Source organism: Blastopirellula marina (genome assembly GCF_002967715.1).
GTDB lineage: Bacteria > Planctomycetota > Planctomycetia > Pirellulales > Pirellulaceae > Bremerella > Bremerella marina_B.
This window is the reverse complement of sequence record NZ_PUIA01000016.1, coordinates 732,252-750,418: the sequence shown is the minus strand read 5'-3', so window position 1 is coordinate 750,418 and position 18,167 is coordinate 732,252. Positions and strand designations below refer to the sequence as shown.

The following is an 18,167-nucleotide window of genomic DNA, read 5'->3' as shown; positions in this document are numbered from 1 at the left end:
ATGTTACACGCGATCATCATGGCCGGAGGATCCGGTACGCGTTTCTGGCCTGCCAGTCGAAACCAACATCCCAAGCAATTGCTCCGGATGACCGGCGAAACTTCCATGATTCAGGCAACCTGTAATCGGCTAGGTGACCTGGTGCCAAGCGAGCATCTGTACATCTTCACGGCCAAGCATCTCGTCGACCCTATCGCCGAGCAGTTGCCCAAGGTGCCGAGAAACTCGATCGTCGGCGAACCTCATAAACGAGACACGGCACCTTGTATCGGACTGGCAGCGATGCTGGTGCAAAAGAACGATCCCGATGGCACGATGGTAGTCATGCCGTCGGATCACGTGATCTCGCCTGAGTCCGTTTTTCGTGATTCGATCGAAGCCGCCGTTGCGTTGGTCGAAGAAAACCCGGAGAGGATCGTCACGTTCGGTATTCCACCAACCTATGCGGCCGAAACGTTCGGCTATATCGAACGTGGCACGCCGCTCAAAGCAACTTCCATCAAGGCCTTCGAGGTCGCTCGCTTCCGCGAGAAACCCAAAGGTAAGGTTGCCCAAGAGTATTTCGAGTCTGGCAACTTCTACTGGAATGCAGGCATCTTCATCTGGAAGGCCAAAACCGTTCTCGATGCAATCAAGAAGAACGAACCGAAGATGTTCGCGCACTTGCAAGCGATCGCCGACAACTGGGGAACGGACAAGCAGGAGGAAGTATTCGACAAAGAATTCGGAGCCATCCAGGGCAAGTCGATCGACTACGCGGTGATGGAACACCACGAAGCGATTGTCGTTGTCGAAGCGCCTTTCAACTGGGACGATGTCGGCAACTGGCAAAGCATGGCTCGCCTGCATGGGCAAGACGAACACGGCAATACGCATCTGGGTGATGTCCTGGCGATCGATTCCAACGGCTGTATCGTTCGCGGAGAGCATGGGCATCTGATCGTTACCCTGGGCACCCAGGAACTGATTGTTGTGCACACCCCAGATGCCACCCTGATCGCCGACAAATCGCGGGAAGAAGACATCCGCAAGGTGGTCAAGAAACTGGAAGAGGGAGGCCTGCGGCACCTTCTATAAAGGGCCGCCATCATGAGCAGCCAGATCCCTGAAATCCCCGATAAAGGACGCATCGCCGCGGTCGATTACGGCACGGTGAGAATCGGCGTCGCGATCACCGATCCCGATCGCGTGCTGTGCAGTCCGCTGGAAAACTACAACCGTCGCAGCCCCTCGAAAGACGCCCAGTACTTTAAGGAACTGGCCGAGTTGGAACGCATCGTCTTGTTTGTTGTTGGCCTTCCTGTGCATATGAGTGGCGATGAAAGCCAGAAGTCGTACGAAGCACGCCAGTTCGGCAAGTGGCTCTTCGAGACGACAGGCGTACCGGTAACGTTCTACGATGAACGCTTCACTACGAGCATGGCCAAAGACCTGCTGCAAGAGGCAGGCCTGACGAAGAAACGCCGCAAAGCGCGACTCGACATGCTGTCGGCGCAGATCTTACTCACGGCGTTTCTGGAAAACCCTGACCGAGCGTTGGGTAGCATTTCAGGATTGGAAGACCGTTAGGCCTCGCCGGCACTAAAGTCTTTTCCGCTACGTGAAGCCACAATCACTAGCAGCAGCCCTACGCCCATGATGATGGCCGAAATCAGGAACGGGGCCAAGATATTCAACTTCAACAGCGGTATACCCAACCCGGAACCGATAATGCGGGCCAGGGAGTTCACACTTTGACCGATGCCCAAGATCCCGCCTTGCTTATCGGGATCGCTACGCCGCGAGATGAACGAGTTGAGCGACGGCATCATGAATCCGAAACCGGCCACCACAATCGCCAACGATCCCATCAACAGACCAACGGACTGATCTTGCGTGGCTTTTAGAATCAGCAGCATGCCGATGGCCATCAAGATACAGCCAAACGAGGCCAGGATTCCTTCACTTATCCTGCCGGCCACGCGTCGCACGATGCCCCCCTGGACCAGCGCCAACGTGAATCCAATGTAGGCATACGTCAAACAGACCTGGCCAAAGGTAAACGAGAATGGCTGCACTTGCCCCTTGCGACCTTTGAGCAGCATCGAAAGCGTAGTCTCGAAATTCGCAAACGCGAACACCACCACAAACAACGCAGTCAACAGCATCGCGATCGACGGAACCGACAAGGCATCACGCAGGCCTGCGACGGAAAGGTTCTGCTTGGCAGCCGATGGGCTATCGACCGACAGGCTTTCCGGCAACTTGAAATAGGCCAACAGCAGTGCCACTAGCGAAAGCCCTGCAGCGGCGAAACCTGGGGCTGGCCCTGGATCGCCAACGCCGGTGGGCACGGCCAGGTATCCAAAGAGCGGACCAAAGGTAAAACCAAGGCCAAACGCCATCCCGATCAGTGCCATCCCTTTGGGACGTTCGGAAAGAGTCGTCGTGTCGGCGATGTAGGCCTGAGCGGTCGAGATGGTCGCCCCGGCGATACCGGCACCAATACGTGACACAAACAACAGCGTCAGCGACTGCATGATTGTCGCTACGCCAAAGAGCGAATAGAAGACAACGCTTCCCAGTAAACCGATCATCAACACCGGGCGGCGGCCGATGCGATCGGAGAGCCTTCCCCACAGCGGAGCGAAGATGAACTGCATGGCCGAGAAACTGGCCATCAGCAAACCAATCAGCCAGCCTGCTTCATCCACCACAAACTGATCGGCATAGATCGGCAACAGGGGAAGAACCATGCCGAAGCCCAACAGGTCGATAAAGACCGTCAGGAAGACAATGCCCCGGGCCGCTCGATTGCCTTGCGGTCCTTCCGTTTCAACTTGGGCATCTGACATGTACTTCTCCGGCTGGGTATGGGTGGGTAAGCGAAACCGTCCATCTTAATCGGAACACCCTGCACTGCGTTAGGAGGGGAAGTGAGCAATCGCCCACCCGACTGGTTTCTGTTGGTCCGACGTTTTATGATTCAAACATGGAATCAACTACCCCCCAACAGCGCGAAACATACCGTTGCAACAGTCCCGGCAACCTGGCCGAGTACCAGTTAGCCAAACTGAACGCGATGCTGGCCGAGATACTTCCGCAGAATAAGTTTTACGCCCAGAAATTCGCGGACGTAAAACTGCCGCTCTCGTCGCTGGAAGAGCTTACCAGGCTTCCTTTCACGTTTAAGGAAGAACTGATCGGCAGCCACGAAAGTGGCGACTTGGCCAATAACCGCACGTACGACCTCGACAAGTACGTCCGCTTTCACCGAACCAGCGGGACACGCGGACGTCCGATGGTGGTACTCGACACCGAGTCCGACTGGCAGTGGTGGGTCGAGGCCTGGCAGTACGTGCTCGATGCGGCCGAGGTCAGCAGCTCAGACCGCTGCTTCTTCGCGTTTAGCTTTGGCCCCTTCGTTGGCTTCTGGAGCGCATTTGATGCGGCGACACACCGTGGCTGCCTGGCGATTCCCAGTGGCGGCCTGAGCACGGCTAGTCGGCTGGAACTGATTCAACACAGCCGTGCCACCGTTGTTTTCTGCACGCCGACGTATGCGTTGCACATGGCGGAAGTCGCCCAGCAAAATCACATACATCTCGACGAACTTGGCGTACGCTGCCTGATCCTGGCAGGCGAACCCGGGGGATCGATTCCCGCGATACGTGATCGGATTCAATCTGCTTGGAACGCTAAAGTAATCGACCATAGCGGTGCAACCGAGGTCGGGCCGTGGGGATTTTCCGATGCCGACCAAACCGGCGTCTACGTCAACGAAGCCTACTTTCTGCCTGAATTCATTTCGCTGGATACCGGGACAGCGGCTGCTGAAGGAGAACTGTCCGAACTGATCATCACCACGCTGGGTCGAAACGGGTCGCCAGTGATCCGCTATCGAACCGGCGACCTGGTGAAGCCCTGTTGGAATACCGCCGGTCGCTGTAATTTCGTGTTGCTGGAAGGAGGCGTGCTCGGTCGTACGGACGACATGATGATCATCCGCGGCGTCAATGTATTTCCAACATCGATTGAGCAGATTCTGCGAGGCTTTCCGGAAGTCATCGAGTATCGACTTACGGCCTTAAAGCGAGGCGAGATGGACGCGATATCGGTGGAGGTCGAAGACCGCAAGCAAGAGCCAGAACGAATCGCCCACGAGTTGCAATTGCGATTGGGCTTGAAGGTCGAGGTCCACCTGGTCGAAGCCGGGACGTTGCCTCGCTTCGAAGGAAAAGGCCGCCGCTTCATTGATTCACGAAAAGGTTAACCTCATGACCGCCCAGCCCACTGCCCTGGCCTTGCTGCCTGACGGACGCCTGCGAATCGATTGGAGCGACGACACCGTTCGCGTTTATAAAGCTCGCGATTTACGGGAAGCGAGTCCCGACGCACTAACGCGTGAAAAGAAATCGCATCAAGCCGAGAAACCATCTAACCAGTTGACCGTTCTGAGTCCAGCCGAGACGGCTCCCCTGACAATCAAAGGGATGAACCCGGTCGGTCATTATGCCTATCAAATCGTCTTCAGCGACGGTCACGACTCAGGCATCTACCGCTACGAATATCTCTACGAACTCGGTGAGCGTTACGAGTCGCAGTAGCCAACTACACGTCTAAGTAGAACTCGTGCAGAAACAGGCTTACGAAGTCTCCGTGCAGGTACACCTGAATACAAACAGATACCAGCATGAAGATCCCCACGACCACTAAAAAGATGCCATAGGGATTGATCGAAAGCTTTTCGTGCTGGCGAGTGATCTGAGCCAAAGCTAGTTCCAGTTGCCGCCAGCCAGTGAAGTCTTGCCGGGGGCCGACTGATTTAATCAGGACGTTACGCGTACCGTAGTCTTCTTCCATGATCAAGTGCAGCTGTAACGTTGGCAGAAAGAGCGATTCGCCCGCCCAGCGAGCGGCCGGATCGAGACCATCAGCTACCTCCCGCAACAGGGGTCGAAGATGCTTGATCGTCGTGTTATAGGCCACGATCCGAGGTCGCCGAGTCAAAATAATGAAGGCCACCATCAGAAAATAAAGCGTCAGCATCATCAGCCAGGCATACGGACCGTAGACGCTAATCGACCAGCTTGGCATCATCAGAGCCAGAGGGCCAATCATCGCAAGCCCACTAAGCCCAATCGACAAGGCCAACGCGTCACGACCACCTGAGGTAATAAACGGTCCACGTCGCAAATTGATAAAGCCAATCAGCGCCAGATAGGCCGCCAGAGGGCAAATGGCAATTGCCAGTCGTACAGGGTCGCCCGTCAAATCGCCGGTCATGATCGATTCCCGAAAGAGTTACGTAAGTCGGGACTCATTTTAGGTTGCGCCAACAACTGCGGTCAATCGACCGCTTTAGAACCAGACGTACTCGGCGGCTACTGCGATATCCAGAAAGCCACCGGCACCCTTGAATCAGATGGCAAGATTTTCTACGCAACCAGTTCGACGTTGACGATTCCGTGCAGCTTGCACAGGCGAAAGACATCGGCTAGATGATCAAAGCGGCAGGCAGATGCCGCAAAAATACGCACGCGAGTGCTCTCGCAACGATTGTCACCGCACAGCTTTGCGAGTAACTCGGTCAATGCAATCATCTTGCCGTCGACGAACGTTTTGCCCGTCGGCGATAACACCACATCGAGTCGTTCCGACGCCGATGTGCCCGCCAAATGAAAATGTCGAGGTGCGATCATCTCTCTCGTTCGCCAATCCCCAAGGGTCAAGTTACCAATGTCTGTAGGACCCAAAGCCTGCCTGGAAAGTTCACTCGGCGTGGCCGAAATGGCTACTTCCTGACTTCGAGATTCAGCCGTAGTGCACTTAACGTGCCAAAATCAACTAACTTCGGCTGAGAACCTGACCTTCGATGATTGTCGGACGAACTCCTTGTTCCCTGGAATGTTGTTTGTGAATCGTCGATCTGCCAAAAATGCGTTGAAAGAACGAACGAGCCGCCTCACCTGCCATCCTTGTCAGTAGCATCACCGCCGTTACCGTTACCATCAGTAAGGTCACCCCAATCGCCACAAATAGGGCGATAGCGGCGGCGAAAAACCAAATCATGGTCTCTACGACGCTAGGCTGTCGGTAGTTCATGGTTCTAGATTTCTTTCTTGAATCCCTGATCAGCGATATGTGAAGTTATGATGCTACTTCGCGGGAATCGTTTCGATCTTGGTCAAAAAGTCAATCCAGACCATTGGGCTGCGGGACACAGAACGTCGATAAGTACGTGCTACCCAACTGTTTGACATCAATCCACTTGTGGTTCCCTGATTGGGGTGTCACAATGCGATTGGTTGCCAACGCCCAGCAATATAACACCGCACCACCGGTTTGGGTTACGAGGTGAGCAATAATTTCTCATTTTTTACCAGAAAACAGACCTGACGGCGGTTAATTTCTCATTAGGCCGAGTGGCGGAACTGGCAGACGCACAGGACTTAAAATCCTGCGAGGGGTAACCCTCGTGCGGGTTCGATCCCCGCCTCGGCCACTTTTTGCTTCACGCATCGGAGACCCTTGATGGGAAACCAGCCCACTCGCCGTGCAAACGATGCGGGTCGACTGCGCGATTTGCAATTCGCGACGCTCGAAGAGGCCGTGGTGGATGCCCGGCAGCTTCTCGCATCTGGTTATGTTCGCCACGGCAATTGGACGCTGGGCCAGATCTGTTGGCATTTGCGCATCGTCCAAGATCCAAGTATCGATGGCTACCCTTGGTATTTCAGCTTGTTTGCATTTCTGCGCCCGATCGTGCGGCGGACGCTGATGCCCAGGGTTCTCAGTGGCGATTCACCAAAGGGAATTCGCACGGCCCCCATCTTCGTTCCTGCGAACGAGCTGAAGGATGACGAGGAAGTCGCTGCGTTTGAGAAAAGTGTCGAGCGGTTCCTAAAGCATGGCGGCTCCTTCTATCCGCACCCTGGCTTCGGTCGCCTAGACCGCGAAACGCTGCATCGTATTCATGCAGCCCATGCCGCTCATCATCTTCGCTTCCTGCAAACAGCTGACGAATGATCGACCAGGGCTAGAGCCGATCATCTGGTAGCGACGCAGCGTTTTAAGAGTTCACTTCATCCGCATACGATGTTCGTTGCGATGCCGAAGTGTCGACAAGCTCCCGCACAAGCTGGATCAAGTGCTGGCGGTTGATGGGCTTGGTGGCGAAGTCGTCGCAACCAGCCTCGATACATTTTTGACGGTCACCGACCATCGCATGTGCCGTCAATGCCACGATGTTTCCTTTGTAGCCAGACTTGCGAAGCCTACTGACCGCCGTATAGCCATCGAGCACCGGCATCTGCATATCCATCAGAATCACGTCGAAAGCAGCCGCTTGGGCAACCGCGGTCAAGGCCGATTCGTAAGCGAGCAGCCCGTTTTCAACGACGCTTACCTCGGCTCCGGCCTTTCTGAGAACGAAAGAAATGAGACGCTGGTTATCAAGGCCATCCTCGGCAAGCAGGATTCGAATGCCCTCGAGAAGTTGTTCGGGGGTTTCTACCTTGGCACTCACCGAGGCCTTCTGCGATTCCACCTCTTCCGTGGCAAGCTGTTCGTTTTGTGAGTCGAGTTTCAGCTGTACCAGTGGTGACGAACTGACATCCCCGGTCGCAATGGAGATGGTAAACGTACTGCCGAAACCTTGCTCGGAATCGACAACGATCTGCCCCCCTAATAAATTCGCCAGGCAATTCGAGATGCGCAGCCCAAGGCCTGTCCCGCCAAACTCGCGCGTTGTGGATGAGTCGGCCTGACTGAAAGGCTCGAAATTGGCGATCTTCTCTAACTGCGCCGGTGTCATCCCCAACCCCGTATCGGTAACGCGGAATTGCATAAGCTGCCGGTGAGGGATGTAAGAAAGCGTAATCGCCACTTCCCCAATCTCGGTAAACTTGATTGCATTGCCAACAATATTCAGCAAGATCTGCCGTAAACGAGTCGGGTCCGATTGAATCGTTTCAGGGAAAGCAGAGTCATATCGGACACGCAGTGCGATCCCCTTGCCGACGGCGCGTACGTTGAGCAGTGAGATCACTTCTTCGACGATCGCATGTGGTTGCGTCGGCAGCACCTCCATGGCCAACTTGCCGGCATCAATCTTGGACATATCCAGAATGTCGTTGATGATCGCGAGCAAGTGCTCGCCGTTGCGATTGATGGTCTCCAATGCATTACGGTGTTCGTCCGTCAAATCCCCCATGGAAAGGTCGTTGAGCAGCAACTCCGAATACCCCAAGATGGCCGTCATGGGGGTCCGAATTTCGTGCGACATATTCGCCAGGAATTCACTCTTGGCCTGGTTGGCCGAGTTCGCTTGTTCGATGGCCTGATGCAGTTCCTGAACGTCGATATGGACGCCGACCATTCGCTTGGGGGAACCATCTTCGTGCCAGGCCACCACTTCGCCAACGTCACGAACCCACAACCACGCACCATCCTTGCAGCGTAGGCGAAGCTCGCTGCAGAAGACCGCATCTTCCCCCCGAAAATGCCGCTCCAGAGCTTCCATTGCGATGGGCAGGTCCTCGGGATGGCAAAGGGTGCTCCACGTATCGATACACATCGGCAATTCGCCAGGCTCGTAGCCAAGCATCGTATACCACATGTCGCTGAAGATGACTTCACCGGTCGACACCACCCAGTCCCAAAGCCCTGTGTTCGATGCCCCCAGGGCAAGGTCCAAACGCTCGGTCAAGCGGCGGTTTTCGTCTTCCGCTTGCTTGCGATCCGAGATGTCCTGCGCGATCCCAAGGTAGCCGATAATCTGGCCTTCCTCATCGTACCTGGCAGTAACCGTAAGGCTGACGCTCAGCAACGAGCCGTCTTTGCGAACATAGGTCCACTCTCGTTCTTCGTGACCATTGATCATGGCCTGTTTGACGAAAACCTCAAAACCTTCGACAGTCTCGCCAAGTAGTTCACTCAGTTCTTTCCCCCGAGCGATCACTTCCGATGCGACATGAATGATTTTCGGCGTTTGCTTTCCGACCATCTCGGCGGCCGTATAACCAAGCATCGCTTCGGCCCCGGCATTGAATGTTGAAATGATTCCTTCGCAATCGGTGGCGATGATGGAGACACGCGTCGCGGCACCGAGTACGCCTTGCAGTTCGTTGCTGGCCGCTATGGAGTTTTCCTCGGCACGCTTTCGGTCAGTAATATCAAACCGAAGCGATATCAGCTTCTCGATCTTTCCCTCAGAATCCAGGAAAGGAATGTTCGTGGAGTCCACCCAATACAGGTGGCCATCTTTAGCACGATTGCAAACTTCACCGCGCCAGGTCTCGCCTGCAAAAAGGGTTCGCCACATCTCTACCCAAAACGATTTCGGGTGATAGCCGGAATTCAGAATGCGATGATCTTGACCAATTAGCTCTTGAGCGCTGTAGCCTGAGATCCGGCAGAAGCCTTCGTTTACCTCGGTAATTTTTCCCGATCGATCGGTAATCGAATAGAGCGTGTGCATATCGAGGGCAGACTTGAGTGAATGTATCTGCCGGCTCGACTCACGCAATTCCTTTTTCGCATGGTAGAGCTCTTCGATCGCGATTTCTACTTGTCTTTGTTTCTCTTTTAGCGATGCAACAACACTATTGTATGCCTGTGCAATCTGGCCCACATCGGTTTGCGATTGCAGGTCCAGGTCAATCGCAAAGTTGCCGGTCTCGGAGTGCTGCTCCATGACGTACAGCAGGTCGTGGAGTTCCGACTTATCGCCGTGTTCGGCCACGTTCAGCCCTACCGTCTCCGTTTGACGATCGACCCGAAATGGACTGAATCGATTGATCGACCACAAGACCCCGAAGCCAACCAGAAAAGACCAGCCAAAACAGACACATACGCCCAACAATTGCACACCCAACTGTTCCCAGCGTCCCAGACCAGTATCAAGTGTCGCCAGGTTGCCAAATAGGGCAACGGACAATGTTCCCCATACGCCAGCAGCGGCATGGACAGGAATTGCCCCGACGACGTCGTCAATCCGAAGCTTCGCGAGCAATTGCGCAGTAGCCATCATGATCAGGCCGGCCACAAATCCGATGACCAAGGCATCGAACAAATTCACCACATGGCAACACGCCGTAATCGCAACAAGCCCCGCCAGAAGACCATTAATCAACAGTTCCAGCTCTCTCCGAATGTGGAGCAGTCGCGCGACCACGAGCGTTGTCGTCGCACCGGCAATGCCAGCGAGGATCGTTGTCGTCACTACATGCGGAATCCGGTCGTCTAATTGCAACGTGCTTCCAGCATTAAATCCTATCCAGCCAAAAGCCAGGAGCATGGCCCCGAGCGCCGCCATCGGCAAGTTGTGGCCATTACAGGTCGTTGAATCCTTGGTATCGAAACGCCCAATTCGAGGACCGACGATGAGGCAAACCGCGAGGCTAATCCAACCGCCCACACCATGCACCACCGAGCTTCCAGCGAAGTCGACAAAGCCCAACTCAGCCAACCAGCCTCCTTCACCCCAGACCCAATGCGCGTAAATGGGGTAGATCAGAGAGGAAACAACAACTGCCGTGAGCAAGTAACTTGCAAACCGCATCCGCTCTGAAACGGCACCGCCAATGATCGTGGTTGCTGTCCCGCAGAACATCAACTGAAACAGGAAAAAGGCCTCGACGTTCCCTCCCTGCGAGTCACCGTCGAAGAAGAAGTCGCTAGTCCCAAACCACCCCATGTACGAGGCACCAAAGATCAGCCCAAAGCCAAAGGCCCAGAAGATCATCCCAGAGACAGCAAAGTCGGCCAGGTTTTTCGCAGCAACATTAATACTGTTCTTCGAACGAACCGATCCGGCTTCCAAGCAACAGAAACCGGCTTGCATGAGAAAGAATAGGGCCGCACTACCAACGAGCCATACATCGTGTAACGTGCGCGAAGAAATCTCCACAAGATGCCCCTCGATGTAGTACCGATAACGCCTTCTGCCCTTAGTGGTCCCCTGCCAGCCCCCCGGCAGATTCGACAGCCGAGAGTCGCCGGAAGGAAGCTCGTTGTAAATCGCCGCGATGAGATCATCGGTCCTCAGAGACCATTGGTTGAGATCACCGTCAACAGACCTCACGGTCGAATTACTTTGTTAAAGAATCGGGTAAACGTGCGCGGATCGATAACCTATTTCAGCTGACCGGATTAAGTCGTCTGTATGGATTGCGACGCACCTCCACAGGCATACCCAGTCCTCCCCCTCGGGGCACCGACATGGCCATTTCATAACCAACCACGGAAGACCGCAATGGATTCCGGCTTCTCGCAGTAGGGTCTCTGTCTGACTGGCAAGCGGGGGGAATCCTTGGCCACCAATCACCGCTAATCCTTTCCCCAACACATGCAATGGTAACAATCTCAACTGTTACCCCCACTTTCTCCTGTAGCTTGCCCCTGTTCACTCGCGCCGGATCGTATACAATCGCAAGCTATCACTTTGTTCCTTTGCTTATTGGCATCTTAGCTCGACTGAGCCCCGCACTTTTCGCGGCGACGCGGTCACCGACACTGGCTTTTTCTCGAAAGGGGAATCGACCAGAGCACTCTACTTGCGCGGTGACCGGCCTGGACGAGAAAACGAGACGTTCGACGGATGACGACCGAAACACTGAAAAAGACACCACTCTACGACTGGCACGCCGCGAACGGGGGACGAATGGTCGACTTTACCGGCTGGTCGATGCCGGTTCAGTACACCTCGATCATTGACGAGCACAACGCAACCCGAAACGCCGTCGGCCTATTCGATGTTTCGCACATGGCCCGCTTCCGCTTCGATGGGGCTGGCGCTCTGGAGTTGATCGACGGATTAGTCACCCGCAAGGTGGCTGATCTGAAGCCAGGCCGCATTCGCTATGGGCTGGTTTGTAAAGAAGATGGCGGCATTCTCGACGACATCCTCACCTATCATCTGCAAGACCGCCAAGGCAAATCATACACCTGGATGGTGGTCAACGCCGGCAACCGCGAGAAGATCGCCGCCTGGATCAACGCTCGTCTGCCTGAAGAGGTGACGTTCACCGACTACACCGAGAAAACGGCCATGATCGCCGTGCAAGGTCCCCGGGCCATGGCCATCGCCCAGGAGCTGATTGAAGGGGACATCTCAGAGCTGAAATACTATCAAGGTCGTGAAGCGACCATCCTCTGCCATCCGGGGCTCGTAAGCCGCACCGGCTACACCGGCGAAGATGGTGTCGAGCTGACCGTCCCTGCCGAAAACGCTATTTCCGTGTGGGAAGCCCTGCACGTTGCAGCCGCCGAAGTGGGTGGCCATGCGGTCGGACTGGGTGCTCGCGATACGCTGCGTCTGGAAGCCGCCATGCCACTCTACGGGCACGAGCTTTCCGAAGAGATTACACCACTGCAGGCAGGCCTCGGCTTCGCCATGTCGTGGGACCACGAGTTCATCGGCAAAGTTGCCCTGGAAGCAATTGACAAAGACTCGCTTCCCGTTCGCGTCGGCCTGGTGATGCAGGACAAACGCGTCCCACGCGAGCACTACCCGCTTTACGTCGGCGACCAGCAGGTCGGCGAAGTGACCAGCGGTTCGCAATCGCCGACCCTGGGCATGCCCATCGCCATGGGTTACGTCGCTCCGCAATTCTCAGCCGAAGGAACGCTGATCGATGTCGACGTCCGGGGCAAACGCCTCGCGGCGAAAGTGGTTCCACTGCCGTTTTACAAGCGGAAGTAGTCCCCCTCCCCTTCATTCCATTCAATTTCCACGCAGGTTAGTTTAGGAGTTTCCCGATCATGTCCACGGACAATTTGCTTTTTGCCAAGACGCACGAATGGGTCAAAGTGGAAGAGTCGGACGGTGCCAAGATTGCCACGGTCGGTATCAGTGCCCACGCGATCGAAGCCTTGAACGACCTGGTTTACCTAGAACTTCCCGAAGTCGGCAAAGAAGTCACCGCCGGCGAATCTTTCGGTGAAATTGAATCAGTCAAAGCGGTTAGCGATATCTATGCTCCCGTTAGCGGTGAAGTGATCGAAGCCAACTCGGCCCTGCCCGACAACCTCGATTCACTGCATGAAGATGCGTACGACAACGGCTGGATTGCCAAGATCAAAATCAGCGACGACTCGGCCCTGGCCGACCTGATGGACAAAGCCGGCTACGACAAGATGTGTGCGGAAGAAGGCTAAGGACTTCTTCGTTTGAAGTTTTCAGTGTGAAGTTTTCAGCAATGAAGGCTTCTTCTTTCTCCCGCTGAAAACTGAACACTGAGAACTGAACACTATCATTTTGGAACAGATTGGATGAGCTATCTCTACAACACTCCGGACGATCAGGCAGCAATGCTGAAGTCGATCGGGGTCGATTCGATTGAAGAGTTGTTTAGCACCATTCCGGAAGATCTGCGGCTCAAACGCGATCTCAATCTTCCGCCGCAAATGGGCGAACTGGAGCTGACTCAGCACCTTTCGGCCCTGGCCGCGAAGAACGCTTCTCCGGCCACCCATGCCTGCTTCCTGGGTGGCGGCAGTTACGATCACTTCGTGCCGGCTGCCGTCGACGCGTTGGCATCGCGGGGCGAGTTCTATACTTCCTATACCCCTTACCAGCCAGAAGTCTCGCAGGGCAACTTGCAGGCCATGTTTGAATACCAAACACTGATCTGCGATTTGACCGGCATGGACCTTTCCAACGCCAGTCTGTACGACGGCGGCAGTGCGTTGGCCGAAGCGGTCATCATGGCACTCAACACCGGCAAGCGGGGCGAAAAAGTCGTCGTTCTCGGAACGGTTCATCCTGAATACCGTCAGATCCTGCAGACCTACTTCACCGACCTGGGTATCGAGATCGTCGAAATTGCCTGCCCTGACGGCATTGCCGATCTGGCCAAGGTCGAAGCTTCGATCGACGCGAGCACGAACTGCGTGATCGTCCAGTCGCCGAACTTCTTCGGCGGAATCGAAGATGTCGCCGCGATTGCGGAGATCGCTCACAAGAATGACGCCGTCGTCATCCAGAGCTTCGACCCGATCAGCCTCGGCTTGCTCAAGCGTCCCGGGGACCTAGGTGCCGACATTGCCGTGGCTGAAGGGCATTCGCTCGGTTCGCCGATGCAGTACGGCGGCCCTTACCTGGGCATCATGGCTTGTAGCGATCAGTTCGTTCGCCGCCTGCCTGGTCGTATCGTGGGCCAAACTGAAGACCGCCGCGGCAAACGCTGCTGGGTGCTGACGCTGCAAACGCGAGAACAACACATTCGCCGCGAGAAAGCGACCAGCAACATCTGCACCAACCAAGGCCTGTTCGCCCTGCGTGCTTCGATCTACTTGTCGTTGCTGGGGCCAAGTGGCCTGAAGCAAGCTGCGATCCTCTGTACTCAGAAGGCGCACTACGCCCAGCAAACGTTGACCGAAATCGAGCGTCTCGAGCCCGTGTTCGGAGGCAGCCCGTTCTTCAAAGAGTTCGTCCTTCGCGATACGCAAGGCAACGTCGAAGGTCTTCTGGCCGAAGCACGCGAAGCGGGCTTCCTGGGTGGCGTTCCCCTGGGGCAATTCTTCCCCGAGATGGAAGACTGCTTCCTGGTGTGCGTGACCGAGAAACGCACCAAGACCGAAATCGACGCCTTGACCCGAACATTCTCCCTCTGTCACACCGGGGGTTCCACGATCCATGCGTAATCAACAAGCAACCCAACTACTGTCAGAGCTTTCCCACCCAGGCCGCGTGGCCGTTCAGTGGCCGGCGTGTGATGTCCCTGAGCAGCCGCTCGAAGACATCATTCCCGCCAACTTCCTCGCGGAAGAAGCACCACGGTTGCCGGAATTGACCGAAGGGGAAGTCGTTCGTCACTACACGAACTTGTCGACCAAAAACATGTCGGTCGATACGCACTACTACCCGTTGGGTTCGTGCACGATGAAGTACAACCCAAAGCGGAACGAGCGGCTCGCTTCGCTGCCAGGCATCGTCGATCTGCATCCTTACCAGGACGAATCAACGATCCAAGGCATGCTGCAACTGCTATACGAATTGCAGGGCATCTTCTCCGAAATCTCAGGCTTGCCGGCTTGCTCGCTGCAACCAGCTGCCGGGGCTCACGGAGAACTCACGGCCCTGATGGCCGCGGCCAAGTACTTCAAGAGCATCGGCGAAGATCGCAAGGTCGTCCTGGCTCCTGATAGCTCGCACGGCACCAACCCAGCCAGCGCCCAGATGGCCGGTTTCAAGGCCGTCAGCATCAAGAGCGACCCCAATGGCGGCGTCGACATGGAAGACTTCCGTAAGAAGTTGACCGACGACATCGCCGTGCTGATGATCACCAACCCGAGCACCTTGGGCCTGTTCGAGAAGAACATGCGCGAGATCGCCGATGCGGTGCATGAAAAAGGTGGCCTAGTCTATCTGGATGGTGCCAACATGAACGCCATTCTCGGCATTGCCCGTCCAGGCGACTTCGGTGCCGACATGATGCACTACAACCCACACAAGACCTTCAGTGGTCCGCATGGTGGTGGTGGTCCCGGTGCTGGTCCGATTTGCGTGACCGAGAAGCTGAAGCCGTTCCTACCATCGCCAATCGTCGAAAAGGATGGTGAACGATACAAGCTCGACTTCGATCGACCTGAATCGATTGGCCGCGTTCGTAGCTTCTTCGGCAACACGGGCGTGCTGGTTCGAGCTTACTGCTACATCCTTTCGCATGGCCCTGTAGGGCTGCGGGAAGTCTCTGAAAATGCCGTGCTCAACGCGAACTACCTGTTGAGCAAGGTAAAGCACTTCCTGCCGGTTCCACGTGGCGAACGCTGTATGCACGAATTCGTCGCCTCCGCTTCCGATCTGAAAAAGGAACGGGGCATCACGGCGATGGATATCGGCAAGCGACTTCTCGACTATGGCTTCCACGCTCCAACGGTCTACTTTCCGTTGACCATTCCGGAAGCGATCATGATTGAGCCGACCGAAACCGAGAGCAAAGAAACGCTCGACGTCTTCGTCGAAACGCTCTTCAAGATCACCGAAGAAGACCCGGAACTGCTGCACGATGCACCTCATACGACGCCGATCAGCCGTCCGAACGAGGTCCAGGCCGCACGAAGCCCATGCCTGCGGGCCGACTTCTGCAGCAGTTAATCGCCTGACCTGATGTCGGGACGACGTCCTTCTGTCCCCTCTCCCTCGTCAATGGGAGAGGGCTAGGATGAGGGATTTCTTCGATCCAATATGGAGTCTTTCTCCATGCTTGTGACTTCAGCCGCGTCCCCCATGATCTAGATCAAGCTGGAGCCCAGAGCGAGTTTCCATGAAAGAGATGCGTTTAATCGTCGACCCACCAGCCAGCGGCACGTGGAACATGGCAGTCGATGAGGCGATATTGCGTGGCGCGGTCGATTTGGGGGTTCCTACGCTGCGTTTCTATGGCTGGGACGAGCCAACGCTCTCGCTGGGCTATTTTCAGAAATATGACGATCGCCGCCAGCACCAGGCAAGCGTCAACTGTACGTGCGTCCGCCGGGCATCTGGTGGCGGGGCGATCATGCACGATCGCGAATTGACCTACAGCTTCGTCGCTCCCGTGCGAGATTCGCGATCCGAAGAGACAACCCGCTGGTTCGATCTGTTCCACGAGACGCTGATCGAAGTGCTAGCAAAGTGGGGCATCAACGCTCATTTAAGCGGAAAACCGCAGTCCACTTCCACTCCCGATCCATTTCTTTGCTTTCTACGTCGCCACGAAGTCGACGTAATCGTCGATGGCAACAAGATTTGCGGTAGTGCCCAGAGACGCCATCAGGTTGCCGTTTTGCAACATGGGAGTGTGATCTTGCAACAATCGGCCTGTGCACCAGAGCTGCCGGGCCTCGCAGAAATTACTGGGCAGCAAATTTCCTCCGAAACACTGATCGAGCAATGGAAAGAGTGCTTAAGCGCTACATTCCAAAGCACTTATGTTCCAGGGGAACTTACCGCCAAAGAGGTAGAATCCGCCCAAGAGATCGAATCGGCGAAATTCTCACATCCCGACTGGACCCATAAACGGTAAGCAATATCAAATTCAAAACCGTTGACCTTGGCTTAACGGCGACATATGCTTAGTTAAGGATGAAAGCCAGATTGCCGATATAAGTTTTAGAGTTATCGATTGGCGGCTGCGGAAAAAACGCCCCGCGTGGTTTACCGCACCCCCAAAGAAACCATTTGCAATCGCGCTTGAAACGGTTATTTTAATGAGACTTTTCTGTGGCTTCAGTTTGCCGATTTAATCTCATTTGTCTTCACTCTCGGCGCGCTGATTGCATCGGAACAGATAGACCCCTTCGGTCGGCTCGGTGAATCCCAAATCAATCCTTTAACCGCCATTATTTGAGTTTCTCAAAGGTGGGATTAGCCGTTGCACAGGAAGGATTTAAATATGCAAGTCATGCTACAAGTAATCCGAGGACCAAGTGCCGGCAAGGAGTTTAAACTCCCAGTCGACAACTTCGTCATCGGACGAGGTGATGGATGTCACCTTAAGCCCAAAAGCGACATGGTTAGTCGCAAGCACTGCGCACTCGCAGTACGTGATTCCAAGCTGTTTCTGGAAGACTACGGAAGCAAGAATGGAACATACGTCAACGGCGAACGCGTCGAGGGCACCATCGAGTTGAAGATGGGAGACGAGCTCCGTGTAGGACCACTCGATTTCCTGATTCTGATCGACCACACCCTGGGTGCGGCCAAACGCTCGAAGGTTAGCAGTGTGAAAGAAGCTGCCAGTCGCGTGGCAGAAGCAAGCGGCCTTGGAAACGATGTCGCAAGCTGGCTCGAAGAAGCCGACGAAGAAGAACGTCAGATGCGGATGGAGAATCCAGAAACGCGTCAGTTCCGCGTGGACGAAACGCGTACGGTTTCCCTCGACGAACTCCGTGAGTTGGAAGAGGAAGAAGCAGCCGCTGCAGACGCCAAAGATGGCAAGACCAAAACGGGCCTTTTGGGCATGTTTGGGTCGAAGAAGAAGACCTACGGCAAATTGCCCCAGGTAGAAAGCACTGGCTCGAAGGATAGCCAATCGGCTGCCAATGACGCCATTCGCCGACTGATGGATAACCGCCGTTAATTGACGGTCTCCGCGCTAATGTAAACGCTTCGTTACAAACCACTTAAGCCACTCATCACTGAGTGGCTTTTTTTATGGCTCCTCGGCAGGCACGGCAAAATGGGACATTCTCACTCGCGG

Annotated in this window: 16 protein-coding genes and 1 tRNA gene; 12 read left to right on the top strand and 5 right to left on the bottom strand. The window is 55.3% G+C overall.

Annotated elements, in window-relative coordinates:
• Both C5Y96_RS04900 and ruvX read left to right on the top strand, forming a co-directional pair.
• Positions 1–1,077, top strand: coding sequence for a mannose-1-phosphate guanylyltransferase (locus tag C5Y96_RS04900; protein ID WP_105350463.1), 1,077 nt, complete (start codon positions 1–3; stop codon positions 1,075–1,077).
• Positions 1,078–1,089: 12 nt separating this feature from the next.
• Positions 1,090–1,569 (top strand): Holliday junction resolvase RuvX, encoded by a 480-nt coding sequence (gene ruvX, locus C5Y96_RS04895; protein ID WP_105350462.1) that lies wholly within the window; start codon positions 1,090–1,092, stop codon positions 1,567–1,569.
• Here the strand turns inward: ruvX and C5Y96_RS04890 are convergent.
• Positions 1,566–2,834, bottom strand: coding sequence for an MFS transporter (locus C5Y96_RS04890; protein ID WP_105350461.1), 1,269 nt, complete (start codon positions 2,832–2,834; stop codon positions 1,566–1,568). The two genes, ruvX and C5Y96_RS04890, sit on opposite strands and share 4 nt — an antisense overlap.
• A gap of 137 nt (positions 2,835–2,971) precedes the next feature.
• Between C5Y96_RS04890 and C5Y96_RS04885 the strand changes: the two genes are divergently transcribed.
• Positions 2,972–4,252 carry a phenylacetate--CoA ligase family protein gene (locus tag C5Y96_RS04885; protein ID WP_105350460.1) on the top strand — a complete coding sequence of 427 codons (1,281 nt, stop codon included), beginning with the start codon at positions 2,972–2,974 and terminating at the stop codon, positions 4,250–4,252.
• 4 nt (positions 4,253–4,256) lie between these two features.
• Positions 4,257–4,586 (top strand): gamma-butyrobetaine hydroxylase-like domain-containing protein, encoded by a 330-nt coding sequence (locus tag C5Y96_RS04880; RefSeq protein ID WP_105350459.1) that lies wholly within the window; start codon positions 4,257–4,259, stop codon positions 4,584–4,586.
• Positions 4,587–4,590: 4 nt separating this feature from the next.
• Here C5Y96_RS04880 and C5Y96_RS04875 read toward each other — a convergent pair whose 3' ends face one another.
• The 3 genes from C5Y96_RS04875 to C5Y96_RS04865 all read right to left on the bottom strand — a co-directional run bounded on the left by C5Y96_RS04875 (position 4,591) and on the right by C5Y96_RS04865 (position 6,084).
• The gene (locus C5Y96_RS04875) at positions 4,591–5,265 is read right to left on the bottom strand and encodes a hypothetical protein (RefSeq protein ID WP_105350456.1); all 675 of its coding nucleotides are present in this window, start codon (positions 5,263–5,265) and stop codon (positions 4,591–4,593) included.
• A gap of 152 nt (positions 5,266–5,417) precedes the next feature.
• Complete coding sequence (locus C5Y96_RS04870; RefSeq protein WP_105350454.1) at positions 5,418–5,681, bottom strand: hypothetical protein; 264 nt, start codon at positions 5,679–5,681, stop codon at positions 5,418–5,420.
• Positions 5,682–5,826: 145 nt separating this feature from the next.
• Entirely contained in the window at positions 5,827–6,084 is a 258-nt protein-coding gene (locus C5Y96_RS04865) for a hypothetical protein (protein WP_105350452.1), read from the bottom strand.
• Positions 6,085–6,398: 314 nt separating this feature from the next.
• On the opposite strand from C5Y96_RS04865, the gene C5Y96_RS04860 reads away from it, so the two are divergent.
• Positions 6,399–6,484: transfer RNA gene (locus C5Y96_RS04860), tRNA-Leu, on the top strand.
• 29 nt (positions 6,485–6,513) lie between these two features.
• A complete protein-coding gene (locus C5Y96_RS04855; RefSeq protein WP_199188629.1) occupies positions 6,514–7,008 on the top strand; it encodes a DUF1569 domain-containing protein in 495 nt (164 codons plus the stop codon).
• A gap of 43 nt (positions 7,009–7,051) precedes the next feature.
• Here the strand turns inward: C5Y96_RS04855 and amt are convergent, their stop codons facing one another.
• Entirely contained in the window at positions 7,052–11,065 is a 4,014-nt protein-coding gene (gene amt / locus C5Y96_RS04850) for an ammonium transporter (protein ID WP_146115516.1), read from the bottom strand.
• Positions 11,066–11,581: 516 nt separating this feature from the next.
• Here amt and gcvT point away from each other — a divergent pair.
• From gcvT to C5Y96_RS04820, 6 genes are all read left to right on the top strand, one after another.
• Positions 11,582–12,685 carry a glycine cleavage system aminomethyltransferase GcvT gene (gcvT, locus tag C5Y96_RS04845; RefSeq protein WP_105350448.1) on the top strand — a complete coding sequence of 368 codons (1,104 nt, stop codon included), beginning with the start codon at positions 11,582–11,584 and terminating at the stop codon, positions 12,683–12,685.
• Positions 12,686–12,744: 59 nt separating this feature from the next.
• Positions 12,745–13,140 carry a glycine cleavage system protein GcvH gene (gene gcvH / locus C5Y96_RS04840; RefSeq protein WP_105350446.1) on the top strand — a complete coding sequence of 132 codons (396 nt, stop codon included), beginning with the start codon at positions 12,745–12,747 and terminating at the stop codon, positions 13,138–13,140.
• A gap of 114 nt (positions 13,141–13,254) precedes the next feature.
• The gene (gene gcvPA / locus C5Y96_RS04835; protein ID WP_105350444.1) at positions 13,255–14,628 is read left to right on the top strand and encodes an aminomethyl-transferring glycine dehydrogenase subunit GcvPA; all 1,374 of its coding nucleotides are present in this window, start codon (positions 13,255–13,257) and stop codon (positions 14,626–14,628) included.
• The gene (gene gcvPB / locus C5Y96_RS04830; RefSeq protein WP_105350442.1) at positions 14,621–16,081 is read left to right on the top strand and encodes an aminomethyl-transferring glycine dehydrogenase subunit GcvPB; all 1,461 of its coding nucleotides are present in this window, start codon (positions 14,621–14,623) and stop codon (positions 16,079–16,081) included. Before gcvPA ends, gcvPB begins: the two co-directional genes overlap by 8 nt.
• Before the next feature lie 169 nt (positions 16,082–16,250).
• Positions 16,251–16,991, top strand: a complete 741-nt coding sequence (locus C5Y96_RS04825; protein WP_105350440.1) for a biotin/lipoate A/B protein ligase family protein — start codon at positions 16,251–16,253, stop codon at positions 16,989–16,991.
• Positions 16,992–17,360: 369 nt separating this feature from the next.
• Entirely contained in the window at positions 17,361–18,047 is a 687-nt protein-coding gene (locus C5Y96_RS04820; protein ID WP_105350438.1) for an FHA domain-containing protein, read from the top strand.
• Positions 18,048–18,167: the final 120 nt, after the last annotated feature.

What these genes read in the sequence shown, in the direction of transcription:
- C5Y96_RS04875 (WP_105350456.1), bottom strand. Translation starts at nt 5,265, where the DNA reads ATGACCGGCGATTTGACGGGCGACCCTGTACGACTGGCAATTGCCATT.
- gcvT (WP_105350448.1), top strand. Translation starts at nt 11,582, where the DNA reads ATGACGACCGAAACACTGAAAAAGACACCACTCTACGACTGGCACGCC.
- gcvPB (WP_105350442.1), top strand. Translation starts at nt 14,621, where the DNA reads ATGCGTAATCAACAAGCAACCCAACTACTGTCAGAGCTTTCCCACCCA.
- C5Y96_RS04870 (WP_105350454.1), bottom strand. Translation starts at nt 5,681, where the DNA reads ATGATCGCACCTCGACATTTTCATTTGGCGGGCACATCGGCGTCGGAA.
- C5Y96_RS04885 (WP_105350460.1), top strand. Translation starts at nt 2,972, where the DNA reads ATGGAATCAACTACCCCCCAACAGCGCGAAACATACCGTTGCAACAGT.
- ruvX (WP_105350462.1), top strand. Translation starts at nt 1,090, where the DNA reads ATGAGCAGCCAGATCCCTGAAATCCCCGATAAAGGACGCATCGCCGCG.
- gcvPA (WP_105350444.1), top strand. Translation starts at nt 13,255, where the DNA reads ATGAGCTATCTCTACAACACTCCGGACGATCAGGCAGCAATGCTGAAG.
- C5Y96_RS04880 (WP_105350459.1), top strand. Translation starts at nt 4,257, where the DNA reads ATGACCGCCCAGCCCACTGCCCTGGCCTTGCTGCCTGACGGACGCCTG.
- C5Y96_RS04825 (WP_105350440.1), top strand. Translation starts at nt 16,251, where the DNA reads ATGAAAGAGATGCGTTTAATCGTCGACCCACCAGCCAGCGGCACGTGG.
- gcvH (WP_105350446.1), top strand. Translation starts at nt 12,745, where the DNA reads ATGTCCACGGACAATTTGCTTTTTGCCAAGACGCACGAATGGGTCAAA.
- C5Y96_RS04855 (WP_199188629.1), top strand. Translation starts at nt 6,514, where the DNA reads ATGGGAAACCAGCCCACTCGCCGTGCAAACGATGCGGGTCGACTGCGC.
- C5Y96_RS04865 (WP_105350452.1), bottom strand. Translation starts at nt 6,084, where the DNA reads ATGAACTACCGACAGCCTAGCGTCGTAGAGACCATGATTTGGTTTTTC.
- C5Y96_RS04900 (WP_105350463.1), top strand. Translation starts at nt 1, where the DNA reads ATGTTACACGCGATCATCATGGCCGGAGGATCCGGTACGCGTTTCTGG.
- C5Y96_RS04820 (WP_105350438.1), top strand. Translation starts at nt 17,361, where the DNA reads ATGCAAGTCATGCTACAAGTAATCCGAGGACCAAGTGCCGGCAAGGAG.
- C5Y96_RS04890 (WP_105350461.1), bottom strand. Translation starts at nt 2,834, where the DNA reads ATGTCAGATGCCCAAGTTGAAACGGAAGGACCGCAAGGCAATCGAGCG.